Annotated in this window: 14 protein-coding genes; 9 read left to right on the forward strand and 5 right to left on the reverse strand. The window is 51.1% G+C overall.

Annotation, left to right across the window (positions count from 1 at the left end; all coding sequences use genetic code 11):
* Window positions 1–192: 192 nt before the first annotated feature.
* A complete protein-coding gene (locus VMS83_RS06420) occupies window positions 193–1,662 on the forward strand; it encodes a hypothetical protein (protein WP_325411006.1) in 1,470 nt (489 codons plus the stop codon).
* 97 nt (window positions 1,663–1,759) lie between these two features.
* Here VMS83_RS06420 and VMS83_RS06425 read toward each other — a convergent pair whose 3' ends face one another.
* Window positions 1,760–4,474: a PEGA domain-containing protein gene (locus VMS83_RS06425; protein ID WP_325411008.1), complete on the reverse strand. Its 2,715-nt coding sequence runs from the start codon at window positions 4,472–4,474 to the stop codon at window positions 1,760–1,762.
* Between the two features lie 306 nt (window positions 4,475–4,780).
* Here VMS83_RS06425 and VMS83_RS06430 point away from each other — a divergent pair, with 306 nt between their 5' ends.
* Window positions 4,781–4,939: a hypothetical protein gene (locus tag VMS83_RS06430; protein WP_325411010.1), complete on the forward strand. Its 159-nt coding sequence runs from the start codon at window positions 4,781–4,783 to the stop codon at window positions 4,937–4,939.
* Window positions 4,940–5,134: 195 nt separating this feature from the next.
* On the opposite strand, the gene VMS83_RS06435 is transcribed toward VMS83_RS06430, so the two are convergent.
* Window positions 5,135–5,779, reverse strand: coding sequence for a 4Fe-4S dicluster domain-containing protein (locus VMS83_RS06435; protein ID WP_325411012.1), 645 nt, complete (start codon window positions 5,777–5,779; stop codon window positions 5,135–5,137).
* A gap of 317 nt (window positions 5,780–6,096) precedes the next feature.
* Here VMS83_RS06435 and VMS83_RS06440 point away from each other — a divergent pair, with 317 nt between their 5' ends.
* The 4 genes from VMS83_RS06440 to VMS83_RS06455 all read left to right on the forward strand — a co-directional run bounded on the left by VMS83_RS06440 (window position 6,097) and on the right by VMS83_RS06455 (window position 8,872).
* On the forward strand, window positions 6,097–6,732 hold the full coding sequence (locus VMS83_RS06440) for a hypothetical protein (protein WP_325411014.1): 636 nt from the start codon (window positions 6,097–6,099) through the stop codon (window positions 6,730–6,732).
* Entirely contained in the window at window positions 6,729–7,010 is a 282-nt protein-coding gene (locus VMS83_RS06445; RefSeq protein ID WP_325411016.1) for a winged helix-turn-helix domain-containing protein, read from the forward strand. Before VMS83_RS06440 ends, VMS83_RS06445 begins: the two co-directional genes overlap by 4 nt.
* Before the next feature lie 301 nt (window positions 7,011–7,311).
* Window positions 7,312–8,316: a PAS domain-containing protein gene (locus VMS83_RS06450; protein WP_325411018.1), complete on the forward strand. Its 1,005-nt coding sequence runs from the start codon at window positions 7,312–7,314 to the stop codon at window positions 8,314–8,316.
* A 4-nt stretch (window positions 8,317–8,320) separates the two neighbouring features.
* Complete coding sequence (locus tag VMS83_RS06455) at window positions 8,321–8,872, forward strand: DUF7504 family protein (RefSeq protein WP_325411020.1); 552 nt, start codon at window positions 8,321–8,323, stop codon at window positions 8,870–8,872.
* Window positions 8,873–8,895: 23 nt separating this feature from the next.
* On the opposite strand, the gene VMS83_RS06460 is transcribed toward VMS83_RS06455, so the two are convergent.
* The gene (locus VMS83_RS06460; protein WP_325411021.1) at window positions 8,896–10,941 is read right to left on the reverse strand and encodes a PAS domain S-box protein; all 2,046 of its coding nucleotides are present in this window, start codon (window positions 10,939–10,941) and stop codon (window positions 8,896–8,898) included.
* A gap of 229 nt (window positions 10,942–11,170) precedes the next feature.
* Between VMS83_RS06460 and VMS83_RS06465 the strand changes: the two genes are divergently transcribed.
* On the forward strand, window positions 11,171–11,947 hold the full coding sequence (locus VMS83_RS06465) for a response regulator (protein WP_325411023.1): 777 nt from the start codon (window positions 11,171–11,173) through the stop codon (window positions 11,945–11,947).
* 38 nt (window positions 11,948–11,985) lie between these two features.
* On the opposite strand, the gene VMS83_RS06470 is transcribed toward VMS83_RS06465, so the two are convergent.
* Together VMS83_RS06470 and VMS83_RS06475 are read right to left on the reverse strand one after the other, a co-directional pair.
* Window positions 11,986–13,797 carry a PAS domain S-box protein gene (locus tag VMS83_RS06470; RefSeq protein WP_325411025.1) on the reverse strand — a complete coding sequence of 604 codons (1,812 nt, stop codon included), beginning with the start codon at window positions 13,795–13,797 and terminating at the stop codon, window positions 11,986–11,988.
* A gap of 131 nt (window positions 13,798–13,928) precedes the next feature.
* Window positions 13,929–16,961, reverse strand: coding sequence for a PAS domain S-box protein (locus VMS83_RS06475; protein WP_325411026.1), 3,033 nt, complete (start codon window positions 16,959–16,961; stop codon window positions 13,929–13,931).
* A 301-nt stretch (window positions 16,962–17,262) separates the two neighbouring features.
* Here VMS83_RS06475 and VMS83_RS06480 point away from each other — a divergent pair, with 301 nt between their 5' ends.
* Both VMS83_RS06480 and VMS83_RS06485 read left to right on the forward strand, forming a co-directional pair.
* Window positions 17,263–19,923 (forward strand): ATP-binding protein, encoded by a 2,661-nt coding sequence (locus VMS83_RS06480; protein WP_325411028.1) that lies wholly within the window; start codon window positions 17,263–17,265, stop codon window positions 19,921–19,923.
* 5 nt (window positions 19,924–19,928) lie between these two features.
* A complete protein-coding gene (locus tag VMS83_RS06485; protein ID WP_325411031.1) occupies window positions 19,929–20,387 on the forward strand; it encodes a response regulator in 459 nt (152 codons plus the stop codon).

Below are 20,387 nucleotides of genomic sequence, written 5' to 3' on the forward strand. Positions count from 1 at the left end.
CACGCGGCGAGGGGCGACAGCCCCGATGAGCGTCCTCCAAAATCCCCCAAAGAGTACGCATCCCTCCCGCCCGGCTGTCCCGGGACGCAATTTCGGTATTAATATATATACTCCCCCTCTTACAATCCTGTAATATCTTCCAGTGCAGGATCCGATTATTCAGGCCAGTTTTACCGGGTGTGAAATACAAAGATGAATCTCCGTGCGTTTTTTGTTGCAGCTTTGATCGTGGTTGTGCTCCTGTCCGCAGTGGCCGGGCCGGTATCGGGAACGGTGTACCCGGTCGACAATTCTTACACTCTTTCCGCGTTCCAGAATTTCCTGAATACAACTTCTGACGGCGATACGATCACGTTTGCAAAGGGGACGTACTACTACACTGATGTCCTGGTCCTCGCAAACAACCTCACCTTCCAGTCAAACCAGTCGATCGGGGCCACGACCCAGAATACAATTATCGACGGCATAAATAATGCCGGAAATCCCTCAGAGGGTATATTCTATAACACTTCGTCTACTGGTGCGCAGATCACCAATATTACCATCAAAGACCTGACGTTCCGGAACGGGTATTCAGGAAACGCGGATGGCGGCGGCGCGATCCACACCTATGCCAACACCACCGTCATCTCGTCGGATTTCATCAACGACACGGCACCGGGCAAGAATGGCGGCGGTGCGATCTCCATCCATACGTATGGCCTGCTTATGACGGTCACCGGGTCGAATTTCACCTGGTGCTCTGCACTTGATGGTGGCGCCCTGTACATGAGCAGCGCCGGTACCATCATGGTCAACTCGTCCTCCTTTGTCAACTGTTACGGGACCGGGAACGGGGGCGCTGTCTCTGCAAACACCCAGATCAATGCCACCTTCTGCCGGTTTGGAAATACCTCTTCCGGTGCGGGTGACATCCTCCATACCGTTGCCGGGGATATCTATGCCCCGGACAACTGGTGGGGGACAAACGCCCCGACCGCATCGATGGCAACCGCAGGAGGACACTTATACCAGGACCCGTATCTCGTCCTCGGTGTCACCGCCGCGCCGGTCGGGATCACCACGGCCCAGACCAGTGCCATCCAGGCAAACCTGAGCTACGACAGTACCGGCACGATCGCGGCAAACAACATCCTCCCGGACGGGATACCGGTGATCTTTACCATCGTGTCCGGGCCGGCGGGATCGGTGTTATCAGCAGGACAGGTCCTGACCACGGGTCACGCGGCTACGTCAACGTTCTCATCGCCGGCGGCCGGGACCGCACAGGTCAACGCCTCCGTTGACGGCTTCAATGTCTCGGTCAATGTTTCGGTCACTGCAGCGTCATCCGGCGGTGGGGGCGGGGGCAGCCGTACCGATTACTGGGTAAAGAGCGGTACAAACGATGTCGGGTACGAGGGGACCCAGCCCACACCGCTGGGATTTGGCCCGAGCCCCACAAAGACCATCCCGCCAACCCCGGTTACCCCGGCAATGACTCCTGTCGTGATCCCCCCGCACCCGGTGCCGGTCCCGGCCCCGTCAATCGCTGACCAGATCATCGCGGCGATCCAGGCGTACTTCGCCTGGCTGGTCCTGATCGTCATCCTCATCGTCATCGCTGTGCTCCTGCGAAGATGGTGGATCCGGCGCCAGAACCCGGGGCTGTTCGGGAAATAATCCTGGTGGGGATGAGCAGGACCCCGGCAGGGTGCAGTGCACCCGGGACCGGGGAAAAGAGGAATATTTTTTTTAACGCACTGTTGACGGGAAAAAATCAGGGAGTGTTCCGGAGAAACCCGCTTCCGGTGAACATGTTCGGGTCCCCGGAGATGGAGAACGCCGCCGTGCTTTCCCCGTTCGTGGTCATTATCCATCCCTGCGGGTACCGGAGATACACGCTGGTTGGACACACCCCTGCCGTCCCCGGATCCATGACGAGCAGGCTGCTGAGCAGTTTTCCTGACGACTGGGGAGTAAGGCCGGACACTGCAAAACAGCCCCCCGGTCCGCACGAGTTCGTACTGGCTCCGAAGGTTACCGTAAACGTATCCGGCACGTCAGACTTCCATAATTCCATCCATTTTTCCTGCGGACAGGGCAGCCCGGCAAGGATATCGTCGGTGCCACAGGTACCTCCGTTGATCTTTTTAAACTGATCATAATTCTCCGTAAGCACCACCGGTACGGCATATCCCTGACCGGGACCCACCGGGGGTATAATGGCAGTCGCTTTCTCGTACAGGCCCAGGGAATCCGAAACTTCGGCCGTCATCCTGTCTGTTGCCTGGTCGTTCGGGTTTGTGATGTAAAGCATCACGGTCCCGGGATGGACTGCATTGAATATCGGGTCCGGTATCTTGTAATTGCAGAAGGACAGGTTCTGGGGCAGGTTTTGGTCGTATTTATAATCAGGGTTCGGATAGTCTTTGCAGTACGCCTGCTCTGAAGCGTTGTCCATCCCTTCCTGCTGGGCATTCACCAGTGCCTGCGAGACCGTTGAAGGGTTGCCTTTCAGCTGGTCTTTCACATCGTCCGGCAGTTCCTTGTACGCATCATAGACCCCGCCTGCCCCGAGCTGGTCTGCCCCGAGCTGGACCAGATAATCCGTGGAGAGCGACTCGAGCTCAGGTCCCGTCGGGAGTTCCGGGGGAACGCCGTACGCGGCCATCACGGACTGCAGGGTGGCCTTGAGCGGCCCGGTACATTCAGGATGGTCTTCGCAATGGTACGCACCAAACGTGAGGGTATAGCTGAGCACTTTCGCGGCGAAACCTACGTACAGGTCCTCGAGCGCGTTAAACGCCTCCGACCATCCGGTCATCACATCGCTGAAGTAATTGATGATACTGCCAAAGAAATCCTCGACCTTCTGCCACCATGCCTTGTCCTCGGAAACAGGAGGTTCGTAGGTATGCAGGCCTTTGGGATGGAACTCACCGTTCTGCACGTAATACCAGTGGTACGAAGCATCAGTACCCGGGCTGTTATAGAAGTTTGGCTGCATGTACCAGAGCACCTGTGCCGAAGGGGGTTTTACAATGACATCCTGGCTGACGGTGGGGCACGGGTGGGGGCGGCTGACGGTCACTTCAACCGGGATCGCCGGAATGCCTGCATCACCGTTGTGAATCGGAACGACCCGGACATAGTATTTCGTGTCCATATCGCCCAGTGCAGATTCAATCGCTCCCGGCTCACGGGTTTTCAGGCATTCCGAACAGATCAGGGTCTGGCCGTCATTCAGGTTGCCAAGCTCTGCCTGTGTGTATTCCCCGGGAGGGATGGTGGTGTATCCTGCAGGTACCGGGATCGAAATGATCCCGAGGTTAACGTTTTTTGTCAGGATAACACCGGACGTCAGCGGGATGGTTGTCTCGTGCTCTGCATACCCGACACCCTGCTTGTCCATGTCGATGCTTATTGTCCCGTCATAATACGGAGGGTCTCCTGCATTGTGACTTGCGATCCGGGCAAAATTGATCACGAAATACTGGTACCCGTCCGTATCGTTGTGGTACACGTTAACCGGGCCGGACGCAACCAGACCCGGGATATATTTGTTCTGCCAGTGGTCCGGATCGTCAGGGAACGGGTACCGTGAAACCTGCCAGTCTACTGCGGTCACTCCTTTTTCTTCGGTGAAATACCGGAAGTTCACGTCAAATTCACTCAGGGATTTATCGATAATTACCGTTTTTTGGTCAACCCAGACCGGTGGCGCGTAGAGTGCCTGGTTTGATCCAAAATAGAGTTTTGCTGTATTGTACTGGTCAACGTCAAGAGAAGTCAGCGGTATGGTACTCCAGTTGTTGACGGACATTTCGGGGAAATAGGGAGAATCGCTCCCTACAATTACGGTCTTTTTTGAAACCCCCGTCCCGATAACCAGCGGATGGAGCCGGGCATTGAATGCGGTGACACCGGGTAACAGGGTAGCAGTGGCAACGGGTGGTGTCTGCTCTGTGGAGAATGGCAGGAAGGCAGGTGTGGGCGCTGGAGTTGCCGGGGTCGTACTGGTAAGGAACGTGATGAGTGAGGCAGCCGTTGTTACCGGTGCTGCAGTGGTTGTTGTGGCCGCAATTGCCGAAATCCCTGGTGCGGTTGTGGCTGATGTGGTCACCGGTACCAGTGTGTACGTCTGCTGGTTCAGGGTACCGGAGGTGATGGTAAAGGTTGTGGAATAATCCTGGTACCCGCCCAGCTGCAACAGGAGGGAGTGGGATCCCGGTGCCAGTGTCCGGAGAGTGAACGGGGTGGATCCTGCTACGGATCCGTCGATGATCACGGTAGCCCCCGAAGGGATGCTTGCGATAGAAACTGCTCCCAGGGGATTTGTCGTTGTGGGGATAACGCGGACCTCTTGCACAGGAGTGGGTGTCGGGGTGGAAGTTATGGTAATAACATCCCGGACGGAATTGTCCGCTGAGGCTCCCTGGATAAAGATTGCCAGAACAATGATGAGGATTACACAAAGGGTACGGGCATGCATACAGGCTCACACGATAGTGCTAAATGTATTATCGGTGTTTATAAAATTTGTTAAATACGACGTTATAATGAAAAAACTCATTTTTTCCGGGATTGACGGCCGGATTCTGGCATATGTGTGACTTTGAACCTGAACACGGGTTCTGCACCTGCAGTGTGATTAAAATGAGACGTTGGGGGCGTTTCTGCGCCCTTTGTATGGGATGAGAATGGATGTTAACCAGAGTTGGAGATTGGCACAATCCTGGATCGGGTATCATCCACAAAAATTATGCTCCAATAACAGAAGGTACTCCATATGCCCGGTATGGCTGCTGATCTGTGCGGTGTGATAACCGTTATCCTTCTTGCAGGGGTTTTGCTGTTTGTAGGTCTGGGGCTTATGCCAACAAATTCCCAGCTCGGAGCAATTTGTCTGCTCCTCGGGGTTGCGATAATAACACTCTGCCTGAAAAGCGTTATCTGAAATTATCATTTTATTCTGTTGCCACCCGCAGCATTCCGGATCAGGGTTATCCCCTTGGGCTCTGTTACCTTCCCCGGGGATTATCAACGATTCAACGCCAGATAAAATATCCGATCCATCGCCGGTTAACAAAAACCCATCGCAGCAACGCACGGCTGACGAGTGAGTATAACCGAGCGTCTACGTATTCCCGATCTATCGTTCTTTCATCACAGTTGCTTTCTCCGGGCAGACCGACACACATAACCCGCAACCGAGGCAGGCCTTGGCATCGAACTCTATTCTCTCATCACAAAGTGCTCTTGCCCCGAACACACACCGCTCAATGCATCTCCCGCAGCCTGTGCAGCGTTCCTGGTCCGTGACCGCGATATAATCAGACCTCACCACGAGGTCCCGACGGTTATAATCCCGGATCAACTGGAGATCATGACAACAACAGGCACAGCAACTGCAGAGTGCATAGATCTTCCGGCTTGGCATGTGCAGCGTCATATGTACGAGGCCATGCTCATCGGCTTTTTTCAATACTTCTGCCGCTTCGTCAAAAGTGATGCGGCGGGCCTTATTATGTCCTACAGCCTTGTCGCTCAGTTCATCGATGAGAAAGCAGACATCTCGCGGCTTATCGCACCGGGCATAATGTGTCCTGCAGATACAATCAGCGAGCGCAAACGACCGGGCGTTTTTGAGAATTTCGAATACCTGTTCACCGGGAAGAACCCACTGCCGGGTAACAAGCGACTCCTTCACAGGAATAACTTTTGAAGAGAACCCGAAGTCTCCCTCCTCACGCCATTTGTCGTATTTATCTGAAAAGGATTTCAGGAATTCGTCCATTGCTTTGATTTTCTGTTTTATTTGGTCTGGATATCTTTTTTTCTCTGGTGGGTTCTGTTGCATTGCCTGGATTTAAAAAAATGATATTGTCGTGAACATATCATTGTCGACTATTTACAGATCCCGACGAGAGGCTCTGTCACCTTCCCCGGGGATTATCAACGATTCAACGCCAGGTAAAATATCCGATCCATCGCCGGTTAACAAAAACCCCCGACACAGGAGAACCAAATTGCCGGAGATTCCAGGTACGTACCTAAGTTTCATGGTCTTTAATCCCGTACCGGCAATATATGTAGTGACCGGTGAACACCACCATGACGGAACATACCCTGCAACAGTTCGGCGACGAACTAAAAAGCTTCTTTGTTCTTGTGCTATTGAACATGGCATTCGGTGCCCTTGCCTTGGCATTCGGGATGCAAATTATCCTTGCAACGTTCCTGCCGTCAGCCGCGGGAGAGCCCCTGTCACCTGTCCTTTCCACAGCCCGTATCATCATAGGGATAACGGGAATTTGCATCGGTTTCTTCTGGATACTGGCAAGCATGAAGATCCTCCGGGGGATAAAAGGGATCCATAAGGAATATCGGAACAGTATAAAAACAGGCCCTGTTCCGGCAGAGACCCTTACGAGCTGGATTGTCGCAATGCTTGCCCATTACCGGGAGAACAAGAGCGTTATCTGGCGGATGACCCTTATCAGCATCGCCGGTGGGATCTTCTTTCTTGCTCTCGGCATTGCTAATGTCATCCAGGGGGTGCTTGCGTTACCCGCGCTGGAACCCGCCATCCTGGCTTTTTTTGGCGCTGCGCCGATTAATTCCGGCATCGGAATTGTTACACTTTACGCCGCGCTGAAATTCCGTCGATATGCCGCCAGATGGGATAACCGCCAGAAACTGGCTGACGAGGGAGAGAACTCCCTCAAAAATGCACTGGAGAGCAGATGACCATGGCCGAACGCAGGACATCCTATGAGATCTACTGGGAGATCCTCGTCTACTGCAGGACCCCGCGGTCTTTCACTACTATCATCGGCCGTTGTGACCTCAACTCAAAAACAGGGCAGGAATATCTCGGGTTTCTTGTAACCCGTGGTTTCCTTGCCCTGGAAAAGAACGGTGAAAAATCCACCTACGTCACCACAGAAAAAGCAACCGAATATATCGCCCTCTTTACCCGGTTGTACCAGGGGCTTTTCGACAAGGGGCCGGAGTTCCGGGTATAACCGTTACTGGTATACCCGGCCTCTTTTGGGGTCTTAGATGAGAATCATCCTGGCCTCAGAATCATCAGGAAATTGCAGGATAACCTCTATAACAGAACCTCGGAAAAGGTTCTGCCAGATCTTCGGCAGGGTGTCATTTTTCTTCGGAGTGCTACATCTCAAAACTGCCGGTAACCTGGCAGGACCCGGATCTCTTTCATTCAGGGTAGCACTCAATTCATCAGGTGTTGCCGATATATTATATATTTAAAAGCATTATCTGCAACAAGGACAGATCTGGGTTGATGGGAGCGGATGTTGGATGACAACAAACGATAACAAATCCTGTATTGAAGCCGGTATCCTTGACAATGCACTTGTCATGATAGCAGTTCTTGAAGAAAAAGGCCGGGTCATCTCATGGAACCATGCTGCAGAAACCATAACCGGCTATTCACGTGACGAAGTGATCGGCAGCGATACGATCTGGAAGTATCTCTACCCTGACAAAGAGTACCGCAAGAGCGTAACGCAGAAAATTGCGGACATCCTCAGGAAAGAAAATTATTTTGAAAATCTCGAAACAACCATTCGTACACGTTCCGGCAACTCCCGCATTATCCTCTGGAATACGAAAAAGATTATTGATGGAGGCAAGCCGCGAAGCATTGCGGTCGGCATAGATGTCACCACTGAACGGGATGCAAAGGCATTCCGTGACAGTATCATCGACAATGCCTTTGTGCTCATCGCAGTCCTCGATCCCAATGGCAGGATCCAGGTCTGGAACAAAGCAGCAGAGATGATCACCGGGTACTCCGCCAATGATGTGATCGGGCGGCAGGATATCTGGAAAAAACTCTATCCTGATGCGGAATACCGCCGCGGCATAACACAGAAGGTATCGCAAATCATTTCCGAACACAATTATTTTGAAAACTTTGAGACGACAATACACGCCAGAAACGGGGAGCAAAGACTCCTCTCATGGAACACCCGGCAGATCGGTTCCGGAGGGAGATTTCACGAGATTGCAATCGCGAAGGATATCACCGAACAGCGCAAGGCTGAGGAGGCGCTGGTTGCTTATATGACGGAGATGACCATGCGTCTCAAGCAACCAGTCGGGATTATCAGTAATACCCTTCTCGAATCAGCGCAGCTCATGAAGACAGGGATGCTCAGCCACGATGAAATTATCATGGTGTTTAAGGGTCAGGCACAAAATGCCGCCCAGATCGAAGCTAATATCGGGGAGTTCCAGAAAGCGATTGTTGAGAAAAACCGTGCGATTCCTGAAGCGTACCGGAAATTCCTGGAAGGATGAGGAAATGCCGGATATTATTGACCCAAAGGAACTTGAACTAAAAAAGATTTTTTTAATTCTCTCGTCCCCCGGAATGATCCGCCAGCGCAACAGCGAAATTATCCGGGAAATTTCGTCACTGGGTTATCATACTGTAGTGATTACGACAAATTTTCCCTATAGTGTGCTTACGAAGATGTATTCCCAGAGTGGTATCCCGCCTGAGAACGTTTCATTCATCGATGCAGCAACGCGCGGCTCCATTGGAAACGTTAAGAACATTCCCGGAATTGTACGGTATGTCAACAGCCCGGCAAACCTCACGGATATGGGGATTGCGGTTACCGAGGTGCTCAAGGAGCATGCCGGCCAGAAAGTCTGCATCATGTTTGATTCCGTCAGTACAATGCTGATCTATCTCTCATCGGAGAACATCTCGAAATTCATCCATTTCGTGACCAACAAACTCCGGTTGACGGACGTGTCCGGTATCTTCCTTGCGGTTGAAAAAGGTCTTGATCCCATGCTGATGACGCAACTGACGACATTTGTTGACACGGTTGTTGATACCGGGTGATTTTATCAGAGCGGGGATAATAATCAGAACTTTTCCGGGAATGTGATCATAAAGGTAGTCCCGTTTTGGGAAGTGATGGTAATTTCCCCGCCAAGCTGGCGCACCAGTACCTGCACGAGCTGTATCCCGAGCGTTGCAGTACTCTTGAGATCAAAATGTGCCGGAAGGCCCACTCCGTCATCACTAACCGTAAGTGTAAACCGGTGATCAGGAGTGAGATGCAGGGATATCCCGAGTGTTCCCGATGATCTCCCCCTGAATGCATGCTTAAGGGAGTTAGTCAGTAGTTCGTTAATGATCAGCCCGCAAGGAATTGCCAGGTCAAGATTAATATTGACATTCTCGACATCCAGTACGAACCTGATATCTGTCTGGATAATATAGGACTCCGATAACTCAGCAGCGAGATCCCTGATATACTCGGCGGCATTAATGAAACCGAGGTGACGCGACTGGTAGAGTTTCTCATGAACCAGTGCCATCGACCGGACACGCCGCTGGCATTCGTTCAGCATTTCGGCCGATTCGGGATCTTTGATATAATTGGACTGGAGCTGGAGGAAACCGGAAATTACCTGCATGTTGTTCTTGACCCGGTGGTGGACTTCTTTTATGATTACCTCCTTCTCCCGGAGGGAGGTCTCGAGCCGGTTCTCGTACTGACGCCGGTCCGTGATATCCAGGTGAATGCCTACAAAGGATTTGGTCTTTCCTGTGCTGTCACGGATCGGAGAACCGCGGCTTAAAATAAAATGTTCCTGGTGATTCCTGTCGAAGATACGGTACTCATAATCCCAGAACCCCCCGTTCCGGACCGTCTGGATCCAGTCATTTTTCGTTCGTTCAGCCTCTTCGGGAGACAGCCGTTTCATCCAGGCGTAGTCTTTACACTCCTCCAGCTTCATATCAATGAGCTCAAGGAAGGATTCCGAACAATAGGTAAACTGACCTGTTGCATCACTCATCCAGACCCCATAAGGAATAAGTTCTCCGGTCATACGGAAACGTTGCTCACGTTCCCGGATCGAAGCTTCAGCCCGTTTCCGCTCCGATATATCACGAATAATGCAAATCACGGCAGGATGGCCATGATATTCAATACGCCTGCTGCTTATCTCCGCGGAGGTCTGATTCCCGGATCGGTCCCGGTGGATCGTCTCGTAAATCAGGGATCCTTTCATTTCCAGTTCTTTTAAGTGTGAACGCGTTTTTTCTGCACAGGGAGAAATGTCAAGATCCATGATGCGCATTTTTTTGAGTTCTTCCAGGGAATATCCGGAACTCTGGGAGGCAATCCGGTTTGCATCGAGGATAACTCCATCCATGTCATGGATGATGATACTATCTCCCGCCTGGTCAAAGAGGGCCTGATACTGGATCTCGGATTCACGGAGCTTATCACTGACCATTTTGCGTTCGCTGATATCGGCTACTGAACAGACAACAAGATTTTCTACCGTGAGTGACGCCGTCATCTGGACGTAAACCCGGGATCCATCCTTTTTAACAAAACAGGTTTCCGCGTCATTTACCGCACGCTCTGACCTGATATGGGCGATAAGGGTATTCATTTCGTCAGGCTCAGCCCAGAGTGTTGCTATGTCCATACTATCCAGTTCTCTGCGTTCATACCCGAGGATGTGGTCAAGCCGTCCATTATGCTGCTGGATTTTCCGGGACTCAAGGTCAAACGTGAAGATCCCGGACTGGGAGTTCAGGAAAATATCCTGGTATTTCCGTTGCCGGACAATCTCATTCGTGTACGCGGAGATCAGGACGCCCAATGAGACAAAGACGTAGAACCAGATGCTGCTGGATGCAAGCAGATGCAGATCGAGCGCACCGTAGAAGTAGACAAGGCCAAGGTACAGCCACCCAAGGAGGATAGTAAAATAAACGCCGGCCCGCGGAGACGCATATGCTACGAGGATAACCGGCACGATATAGAGGTACGGGTAGACATCAACAATGCCGTTTTTCAGGCTGAAGATCGTTATCAGAAGAGTGCTCAATGTCAGAAGTGCAGCCACGATGATGATAATAAACCGGGATCTGCTGATATCAGCCATTCCTGTCAATCCTTTCCGGGTGCTGTTTTATTTTGTCCATGGTATCCATAATTTATTTGTTCTCCCATCAGTGCCGCGGTATTATATAGTTTTATATAAAACAGAAGCGAGGGTTATTCTAGGGTACAACAGGGCCCGTGGAACGGGAAATAAGTCGTATGAGAGCACCTGCTTCCTGATATTCCGTATCTGAAAAACCCGAAAAACCATACCAGGAGTTCGAAGGAATATGCAGCAAAAGAAAATACTTATTGTTGAGGACGAGGGGGTTGTGGCCCTGTCGCTCCAGTCCATCCTGACAAAAATGGGGTACACCATTATCGGGACTGCGATCACCGGGGATGAAGCGATTACGCTTGCCCGGGAACGGCACCCTGATGTCATTCTTATGGATATTCATATCAAGGGGTCCCTGGATGGTATCCAGACAACGGAGAAAATTAACGAGTTTTCCGATGTGCCGGTGATCTACCTGACCGCATATGCCGATGACGAGACCGTCAGCCGCGCACTCAAAACGCGGTCCCATAGCTACCTGGTCAAACCGGTCAACCAGCGGGAACTCTACTCAAACATCGAATTTGCGATCTACAAGCGCAGGCTCAAGGACAGGGTAGGGACTTCACAGGAGAATCTCGAACTTCTTCTTACCAACTTCAGGGAAGCTGGTTTTATCATGGACCTGAAGAACCGGATCGTTTTTTCCAATTCGGCTGCAGAGGTCCTCACCGGATACACTGCTGAAAACATGAAAGGGATGAATTTCTTCGACCTTATGAACCTGGCCCCGTCACAACGGGGAGATGCAGGAGACGATGCGATCCAGAAAATTCTCGCACTTGAGGCTATTGATTACCTGCCACCTGTTGCAACATTTTCCACAAAGAGCGGAAAGCGTAATACGATACTCATCCGGACCGGCATGATACGGGAGGATAAGGATGAGGGAAAGAACCTCTTTATCCTGGTTAAAGAGATGGATCCTGCGAATTTTTCACCAAAATAACCTGCTGCAACCAGATGCCCGGGGCCAAGAGGGGCCCTTCACCCTTCAATATTGTAATGTTTCCGCAGGAACATCCTGATTTTTTCCGATTCCAGGTACCCTGCGTCCATTCGCTCAAGAATGGATTGGATCTCCTGTGATCGTTCGATAATTTTCCGGGAATGATCATCGTCCTTAATACCGGCCAGCATCATGATGACGGTGAGAGGATTACGGATATGATCGTTGAGCGTCGCAAACTGCTGGAGATTCTGTTCAATCTGGCGGTATAACCTGCGTTGTTGCTCCTCGATCTCCTTTTTTAACGTGATATCCCGTCCCACGGACTGGAACTCGGTTACATTGCCGTTTGCATCGAAGAATGCCCGGTTGCTCCACTGTTGCCAGACAACAGTACCGTCGCTCCTGACACACCGGTACTCGATAAGGCCCACCGGGTGGTCGGGCACAAGAGAGGCAAAATGGGAGTCAACGGCCCCTTTATCATCCGGATGTACGGGCAGCCGGAAGATATACCCGACCGTCCCATTCTCATCGAGCGCAAAATACTCAAGAAATGCCTTGTTTGCAAACAGGATCCGGCGGTCCACACCAAACCGGTAGATCAACTCCGACTGGTCCTGTACAACAGCCCGGAACCTTTTCTCGCTTTCCAGGAGTGCCTCTTCAGCCCGGACCCGTTCGCTGATATCCATCATAACACCGATTATCCCGATAGTCTTCCCGGTGCTGTCACTGAACGTTGCTTTCTTGACAATCAAATCCCGTATCGATTTGTCCTGATGGGGGAATTTGATCTGGTAGACCTGAATACCCTGGTGGCCAAGGAGATACGTATCTTTCATCAGGGTAAGCGCGGCCAGGTCTCCCGGGAGAATATCCTCCGGGGTTTTCCCGATGATGGCCTCTCGCGAAAGGCCAAGGTAACCCTCGAATGTCCTGTTGCAACCCAGGTACCGGAAATCACGGTCCTTGTAATAGACCGGGCTGGGGATCGTATCGATCAGCTGCTGGAGGAAATGTACCTGGTGGTTAAGCGATGCAGTCCGTTCGCGGACCCGCATTTCCAGTTCCTCGTTCACCTGATGCAGTTTTTCCTGGGCCGTTACCCGGTCATGAATATCTGTGAACATGGAAAACGAACCCGAGAACGCTCCCTTCTCGTCGTAGACCGGAGTGGCCGATATATGCATCCAGCGCACAGTCCCGTCCCGGTGAAGCATCCGCAGGTCATAACTCCCCGGTTTTCCCGAGCGCTGCTCCTCAAGTTCACGGGAAAAGATCGGGAGATCCCCGGGAAAGATAAATTCAATGATCCGGTGCCCGGTAATCTCATCCGGGGAATGGCCGATCAGCGTGGCCATCTGCCGGTTGACCAAAGTTGTCTTTCCTTCTGCATCTATGCCCCAGATCCCTTCGTTGGCCGTTTCAACAATACAACGGTATTTCTCTTCGCTCTCCCTGAGCTGGCGGTCAATCTGGTATTTGTAGAGGGAGATCTCAATAACGGTATTTAACTCCCGTTCCTGGTATGGTTTGAGAATGTACCCATAGGGCTGGGTAACCCTCGCCTTCTCCATGATCGCGGTGTCCGCAAACGCTGTCAGGTAAACTACCGGCACCGGTGAAAATTTCCGTATCTCTTCTGTAGCAGTGATCCCATTGATTTTCCCGGCGAGATAGATATCCATGAGGATCAGATCAGGACTTGCCTCCCGGGCAAGCCTGACCGCCTCCTCTCCCGTTCCAGTACTTCCTGCAATCTCATAACCGAGCTGGATGAGGGTCAGTCTCAGATCTTCAGCGACAATCCGCTCATCCTCTACGATCAGGATCCGTGCAGCCGTCATGATTCTGTAGTTCTTTTAATATTTTTTCTCGCATAATAATTCTCTCATTACCTCTCCTTTCCCCGGGCAACATCCCGGATACAATTTTCCGGAGGAAACCCACATGTCCACTGCCAGGTCCGCTTCTCCCTTCAACCGATATGGTGGATCTCTTCCTTTCCTTCACTGAGCGCAATGGTGATGGTAAAACATGTCCCGGAGGTGCAATCAAGACTGATTGTCCCCTTTAGTTGCTCTACAAGAATAGAGACAAGCTTAAGCCCGAGAGTAGGGGTATTTTTCCAGTCAAAATTCGCGGGCATGCCAATACCATTATCACAAATTGTCAGGAGAAGGGACTGGCCGTTACGGTGTACTGAAATCGTGCACCTGCCCTTCCTTCCGCCAGGAAATGCATATTTGAGCATATTTGAGATCAGTTCATTGAAGATAAGGCCGAGAGGGACAGCGGTGTCGATATCGAGCACGATGTTTTCTGCATCGAAAGTAATACTGAGATCAACAGGATCTTTCTGGTAGATTGCAAACAGGTTCGTGCTGAGGTAATGCAGGTATTTCCCGAAATCGATCCGTGCCAGGTCCTTTGACATATGCATACGTTCATGCACAAGAGAGATGGCACGTACGCGGTTCTGGGTGTCCCTCAGTGATCCAGCCACGGTGGGATCCCCGATGTTTTTTAACTGGAGATTAATGAGGCTGATAATGATCTGAAGATTGTTCTTCACCCGGTGGTGGATTTCGCGAAGGAGGATCTCCTTTTCCCTGAGCTGGGCATTGATTATCTCTTCATCATGCAGGATCTGCGTGATATCGTGAAGTGCGACAATAACCCCGTTGATCGAACCCTCACTGTTCCGGTAGAGACCTGAACTGGAAATCACCGGGGTAACATGCCCGTCCCGGTGAAGAATGGTATACCGCCTGTTTGTCAGTTTTCCCTCTTTGAGGACCTCATCAAAGCCCGATTTTGCCTGTTCCTTGTTTTCGACATGATCCAAAAAGAAGGTTCCCAGCAATGCATCGCGGCCCAGTCCCGTAATTTCTTCACAGGCATGGTTAACGTCATTTAATTTGCCGTCAGTCCCGATAAGGAGAAGCGGATCAAGATCCGCTTCGATGAGGCTGCGGGCATAATTTCTTGCATCTTCGAGCGCACAGGTCCTGTCCTGGACGCGCTGTTCGAGGTTGAGGTTGAGGTCTTTAAGCTCATTTTCGATTTTTTTAATTTTAGTGATGTCCCGGATGGATTCAATAGCTCCTGTTATTTCCCCTGCCTGATTGAAGAGGGGGGTAGCGATAATCCAAAGATCAGCTGGTTTTCCCATGAGGGATGGTACGTGGAACTTGCCGGAGAGGATTTTACCTTCCTGTTGTGTATTCTTGTAATGCTTCAGGAGTTCTTCTTCATCCTTGTGAATGACCAGATCGATCAGGAGCGGCCTTCGTTCCCCGAACAACAGGTTCGCGTATTCGTAGTTACCCTTTCCAAGAATTGATTCCGGTGGCAATCCGGTTAAATCCTGGATCGCGAGATTCCATGCAATGACCTTACCGTCTTTATCGATCACAAATGTCGGGTCAGGGAGGAAGTTGATAATATCAAGGAGCCGTTGCTCGGAATCCTTGATCAGTGCAATTGCTTTTTTTCGCTCCGTAATATCCCGGATGATTGCGACCACGACTTTCTTTCCGCTTATGGAGCTGACATGGGCATTGATTTCGACCGGAACAAGGGTGCCATCCTTCCTCCGATGCTCGGTCTCGAAGATCGAATAGCCGATGGTGGACAAATCTTTCGTGATCTCTGGCAAAGGCTGGCTGTGGTTGCCGTTTACAAAATCAAGGGGTCCGAATTTGAGGAGTTCTTCGCGAGTGTACTGTAACATCCTGCAGGCAACTTCGTTTACCTCAATAAATTTTCCTGGCTTCCCGTCCGGTTTAATCTCGTGGATGTGAATTCCGTCGTTTATCGTATCAAAGATGCCCCGGAACTTCTCCTCGCTTTCCCGGAGTGCATTCTCCATTTCCTTGCGTTCGGTTATATCCTGGTTTGCACCGTATGTCCGGATAACGGTTCCGTCAGGGCCCAGGACCGGTGCATATCGTGCAATAATCGTCCGGACACTCCCGTCCCGGGTTATAATGCGATGTTCCATCTGGCCGGTATAGGCCGGATCCTTTGTTCCAAGTAGTTTCTGGATTTCTGAAAGTACATTCTGCCGGTCCTCCGGATGCACAAATTCCCGCAGATAGGTTTCAGCCGGCATCAGGTTTCCTCCCTCGCGATCGGCATTTGACCCATAGAGTGCATAAAACCTGTCATCGAATGTGAACATCCCTGATGCGACATCAAACTCCCAGTTCGCGATATGGGCAAGGTCCATTGCATTTGCGAGAAGGATCTGGTTCTCCCGAAGGTTCTCCTCACTTTTTATGAGTGCATCTTCTGACTGCCGGCTTTCGGTGATATCGCTGAAGACCGCGACAAAAAAATCCTGTTCTGCGGAATACACGGAGATATGCAGCCATTTTTTCACGGGAGTGAAATTGAGATCAAATGCTTCGGGTTTCCCGGTCTTCGCGACCCGTCCGTAAATTTCAAATAATTGCGGGAATGTGCGATGGATGTCCGGGAACACTTCCGTAGCCTGTTTCCCGATCACGGTACCTGCACCGGTAATCCTGTCGAACGCAGGGTTTACTTTCAGGTAAATAAAATCTGCCGGCTGACCCTGTTCGTCATAGATCATACGGCAGTAGGCAAACCCCTCCTGCATGTTCTCAAACAGGGAACGGTACCGCTGCTCGCTTTCTCCAAGATTATCGATTACCTGCTGTTTTTCCGCCGTTTTTTTCTGAAGAGTATCAGAGAGGAGAGCCACGGTAATTCCTACGATGATAAACATCCCTGCACGAAGACCCGCGGATTCAATCTCAACTACTGATGGGTAAACGAAAAAAAGGGCAAGGGCAAAATAGAACCCTGCGAGGCTCAGGATCAGCGGAATGCCTTTCTTCCGGTAGTAATACCCGATAAGGACAAGCGGGAAGTAATAGAGGTGCATGAAAACGGTGTCGATGTGATTCGCAAGGCATACGACCGTAATCGCAAGGATTGCACCAATACTTCCCCAGATGACTAAAGGGAAAACCCACGACAAACGGATTTTCCGGAAACCGGGTTGTGCTGACAACATCCTCTATCTGTCTCACCGTTGTGTAGATATCAGAACTATTTAATAGTAAAGGTACGAAGGAATTGAAATCCCTGGAAGAATCCATCAACGCCGGATTGCGGGTCTGCTCAATACCCGGCATGTACCCCGAATTTTCTGCACACGGAAGGAGGCTATTTTATATAAAAAAACAACCTTAAGAGAGATCTATTCCAGAACATAGTGCCGGTACAGGTTATTTCATTCGCAATATATGGCCCGGCAAATCCAATCCTCAAAGGATACCATGGAAAATCTATCGCAGGAAGAAAACGAAAAGCCGTTCCGGCCGACGTTACGGTACCTGCTCATTATCTCCGGCGCCGCAGCTCTCGTAATTGGATTGGCCGGGATTCTCGGATTATATTTCGGGATTACCGTTATTACCAGTATCTGGCCGGGAGACAAGCCAATCGCACTCTCCGCAGCACTGACCTGGGGGTTCTTTGGGCTGGTACTGCTTATCCATGCACGACGCCCGCTTTCAGGTATCTGGCAAATACTCGCTGGAGCTGTACTCGCTTTTATCGCGGTATCATCCGCCCTTGAATTTCCCCTCAACCTGATGGGTCGCCATTTTCTGATCGAAAACATGATCAACAACGCTGCAGCATCCTTCACAACCGGGACGCTGACATCCGTTTCTCCGGTAGCCACATTCCTTTTCATTCTTGCCGCTGTCGGTCTGTTCCAGCTGACCTTCACCCCGGGAAATTTTCCCGGGAAACGGCGCGAACGAGATGTCATCGGTTTAAGCGGGCTTTTTTGCGCTACATTCGGGTTCATATTTGTGATGAGTTACGTGTACGGAGTGCCGTTTCTCTACGGCTCTGCGATCATCCCAATCGCTTTCACATCGGCACTGGCCAGTATATTCGTGGGCGTCGGCCTTGTAGTGGCCGCAGGGCCTGCGGCATTTCCCCTGATTTATTTTTCCGGCCCCTCCACCCGGGCACAACTCCTCCGGTTCTTCATCCCTCTTACAATCGGGATTGTTATTCTCCAGAACCTGATCTCTGTTGTCCTGCTCTCAACCCTTCAGGTCCATCAGGCTGTCGAACTTGCCGTAAGTCTCATCCTGTTCTGTATTATCACCAGCTGGGTAGTCAAAGTCGTGGCAGGAGGCGTTGGACAGCTCATTGATCTGGAAACAGAGAAGAGAAAGCTGGCAGAAGAAGACCTCGTAAAAAAGCACGCAGAATTGAGTGCTACTTACGATCAGTTGACGGCTGTGGAAGAGGAGCTGCGATCGAACTACGATGAGCTCAGTGCCAACCAGAAGGTAATCCAGGAGAACGAAAAGCGCCTGAATACCATCTATAATACGGTAGGGGACGTTATCTTTCAAGTGGCCGTCGAACCGGATGAGCAGTACCGTTTTACTTCTGTCAACGCGGCATTCAGTAAAATTACCGGATTGCCTACAGATCAGGTGATCGGCAGGAAAGTAAACGATATTATTCCAAAATCTTCGCTGAACATGGTTCTGGAAAAATACAGGCAGGCCATCGAAGAAAATGTCATGGTCCGTTGGGAAGAAACCTCCAGTTATCCCGCCGGGCAGCTGATCGGTGAAGTGAGTGTTGCCCCTCTTTTTGACCATGCAGGTAAATGTACGCACCTGATTGGATCGGTGCATGATATCACCGACAGGAAAAATGCCGAGGAAGCACTGCGGAAAAATCATGCTGAACTCAAGATCGCGTATGAGCGGCTGACAATCGTGGAAGAAGAACTCAGGCAAAATTATGAAGAACTGGAAACCGGCCAGCAGAATCTTCTGGAGAGCGAGCAGCGGTACCGTTCCCTGTTTGAGAACATGCAGGAAGGATTAGCCTATTGCCGCATGCTCTATGACGATCAGGGTCAGCCGGTGGATTTCATGTACCTGGCGGTCAACAATTCGTTCGACCAGATTATCGGTGCTGGCACCGTTGTAGGAAAACCGGTTACGGAAGTGTTCCCGGACATCCGTCGCACATTCCCGCAAGTATTTGAAATTTACGGACGGGTCGCGAAGACCGGGAAACCCGAATCATTTGATCTCAATTTCACTCCCGTGAAAAAATGGCTGCATATCTCCGCGTATTCCCCGGCCCCGGAGCAGTTTGTGGCTATCTTTACTGATATCACCGGGGCCAGGCAGGCACAAGAGCAACGTGAATCCCTCATTTATGAACTTGAGCGAAAGAATGCCGAGCTCGAACGCTTCACCTATACCGTCTCCCATGACCTGAAAAGCCCCCTCATCACCATCCGCGGGTTTGCCGGCCTTGTCGAAGAAGACATCCGGAGAAATGATACAGAAGGCGTGGCACGCGATCTCAAACGTATCGATGCCGCCGCGCAGAAGATGGAGACTCTCCTGCAGGATCTCCTGAACCTTTCAAGGATCGGCAGGATTGTCAATCCTCCCGAAAAGGTTCCGTTTACCGAAATTGCACATGAAGCCGTTGAACTCCTGAATGCACCGATCAAGAAACGGGAAGTAAACGTCACTATTGATCCGGATATGCCAGTGATCAGTGTCGACAGAGGGCGGATCCGCGAGGTAGTGACAAATCTCGTCGAAAACGCAATCAAATTCATGGATGACCAGCAGCACCCGGAGATCCATATCGGCGTCCAGTATGACGGAGGCAGTCCGGTTTTTTTCGTCAAAGACAATGGTATTGGTATCGACCCGAGATACCATAAGCGGATCTTTAACCTGTTCGAAAAACTGGATCCAAAAAAGGAGGGTTCGGGAGCCGGCCTTGCCATCGTAAAGCGGATTGTCGAACTTCATGGCGGAAAGATCTGGGTGGAATCGGAGGGAGAGGGCAGCGGCAGCACGTTCCGGTTTACTCTCTCTCACCCGGTACCCGGTGTAACAGATACGCATAATAAAACGAAAGAAGAAGACTGATTCGTATGATTGAGCTGAAGGGAGAGCCCTTGGTTATTCTGCTGGTCGAGGACAACGACGCACATGCCGAGCTTGTTATGCGGAGCATGCGGGACCAGCGTGTAGCTAATATTATCTACCATGTTAGTGATGGTCAGCAGGCGCTCGACTTTCTTTTCCATACGGGAGAATTTAGGGACAAGGCAACCAGCCCGCACCCGAACCTTATCCTTCTTGACCTGAGGCTTCCCAAGGTGGATGGGCTCGAAGTGCTCAAAGAGATCAAGACAACATCCCACCTTCAGCGCATTCCTGTTGTTATCCTCACGAGTTCTGATGCCGAGACCGATATCGCCCAGTCGTATGATTACCATGCGAACAGTTATGTGGTCAAACCCCTTGAGTTCAGAAAATTTACCCAGTTGATGGGAGACCTCGGGTTCTACTGGCTGGGCTGGAATGCTCCGCCCCATATCGAAGAGTAG

Origin of the sequence: Methanoregula sp. (genome assembly GCF_035543475.1) — an archaeon.
In the GTDB taxonomy this organism is placed as follows: Archaea; Halobacteriota; Methanomicrobia; order Methanomicrobiales; family Methanospirillaceae; genus Methanoregula.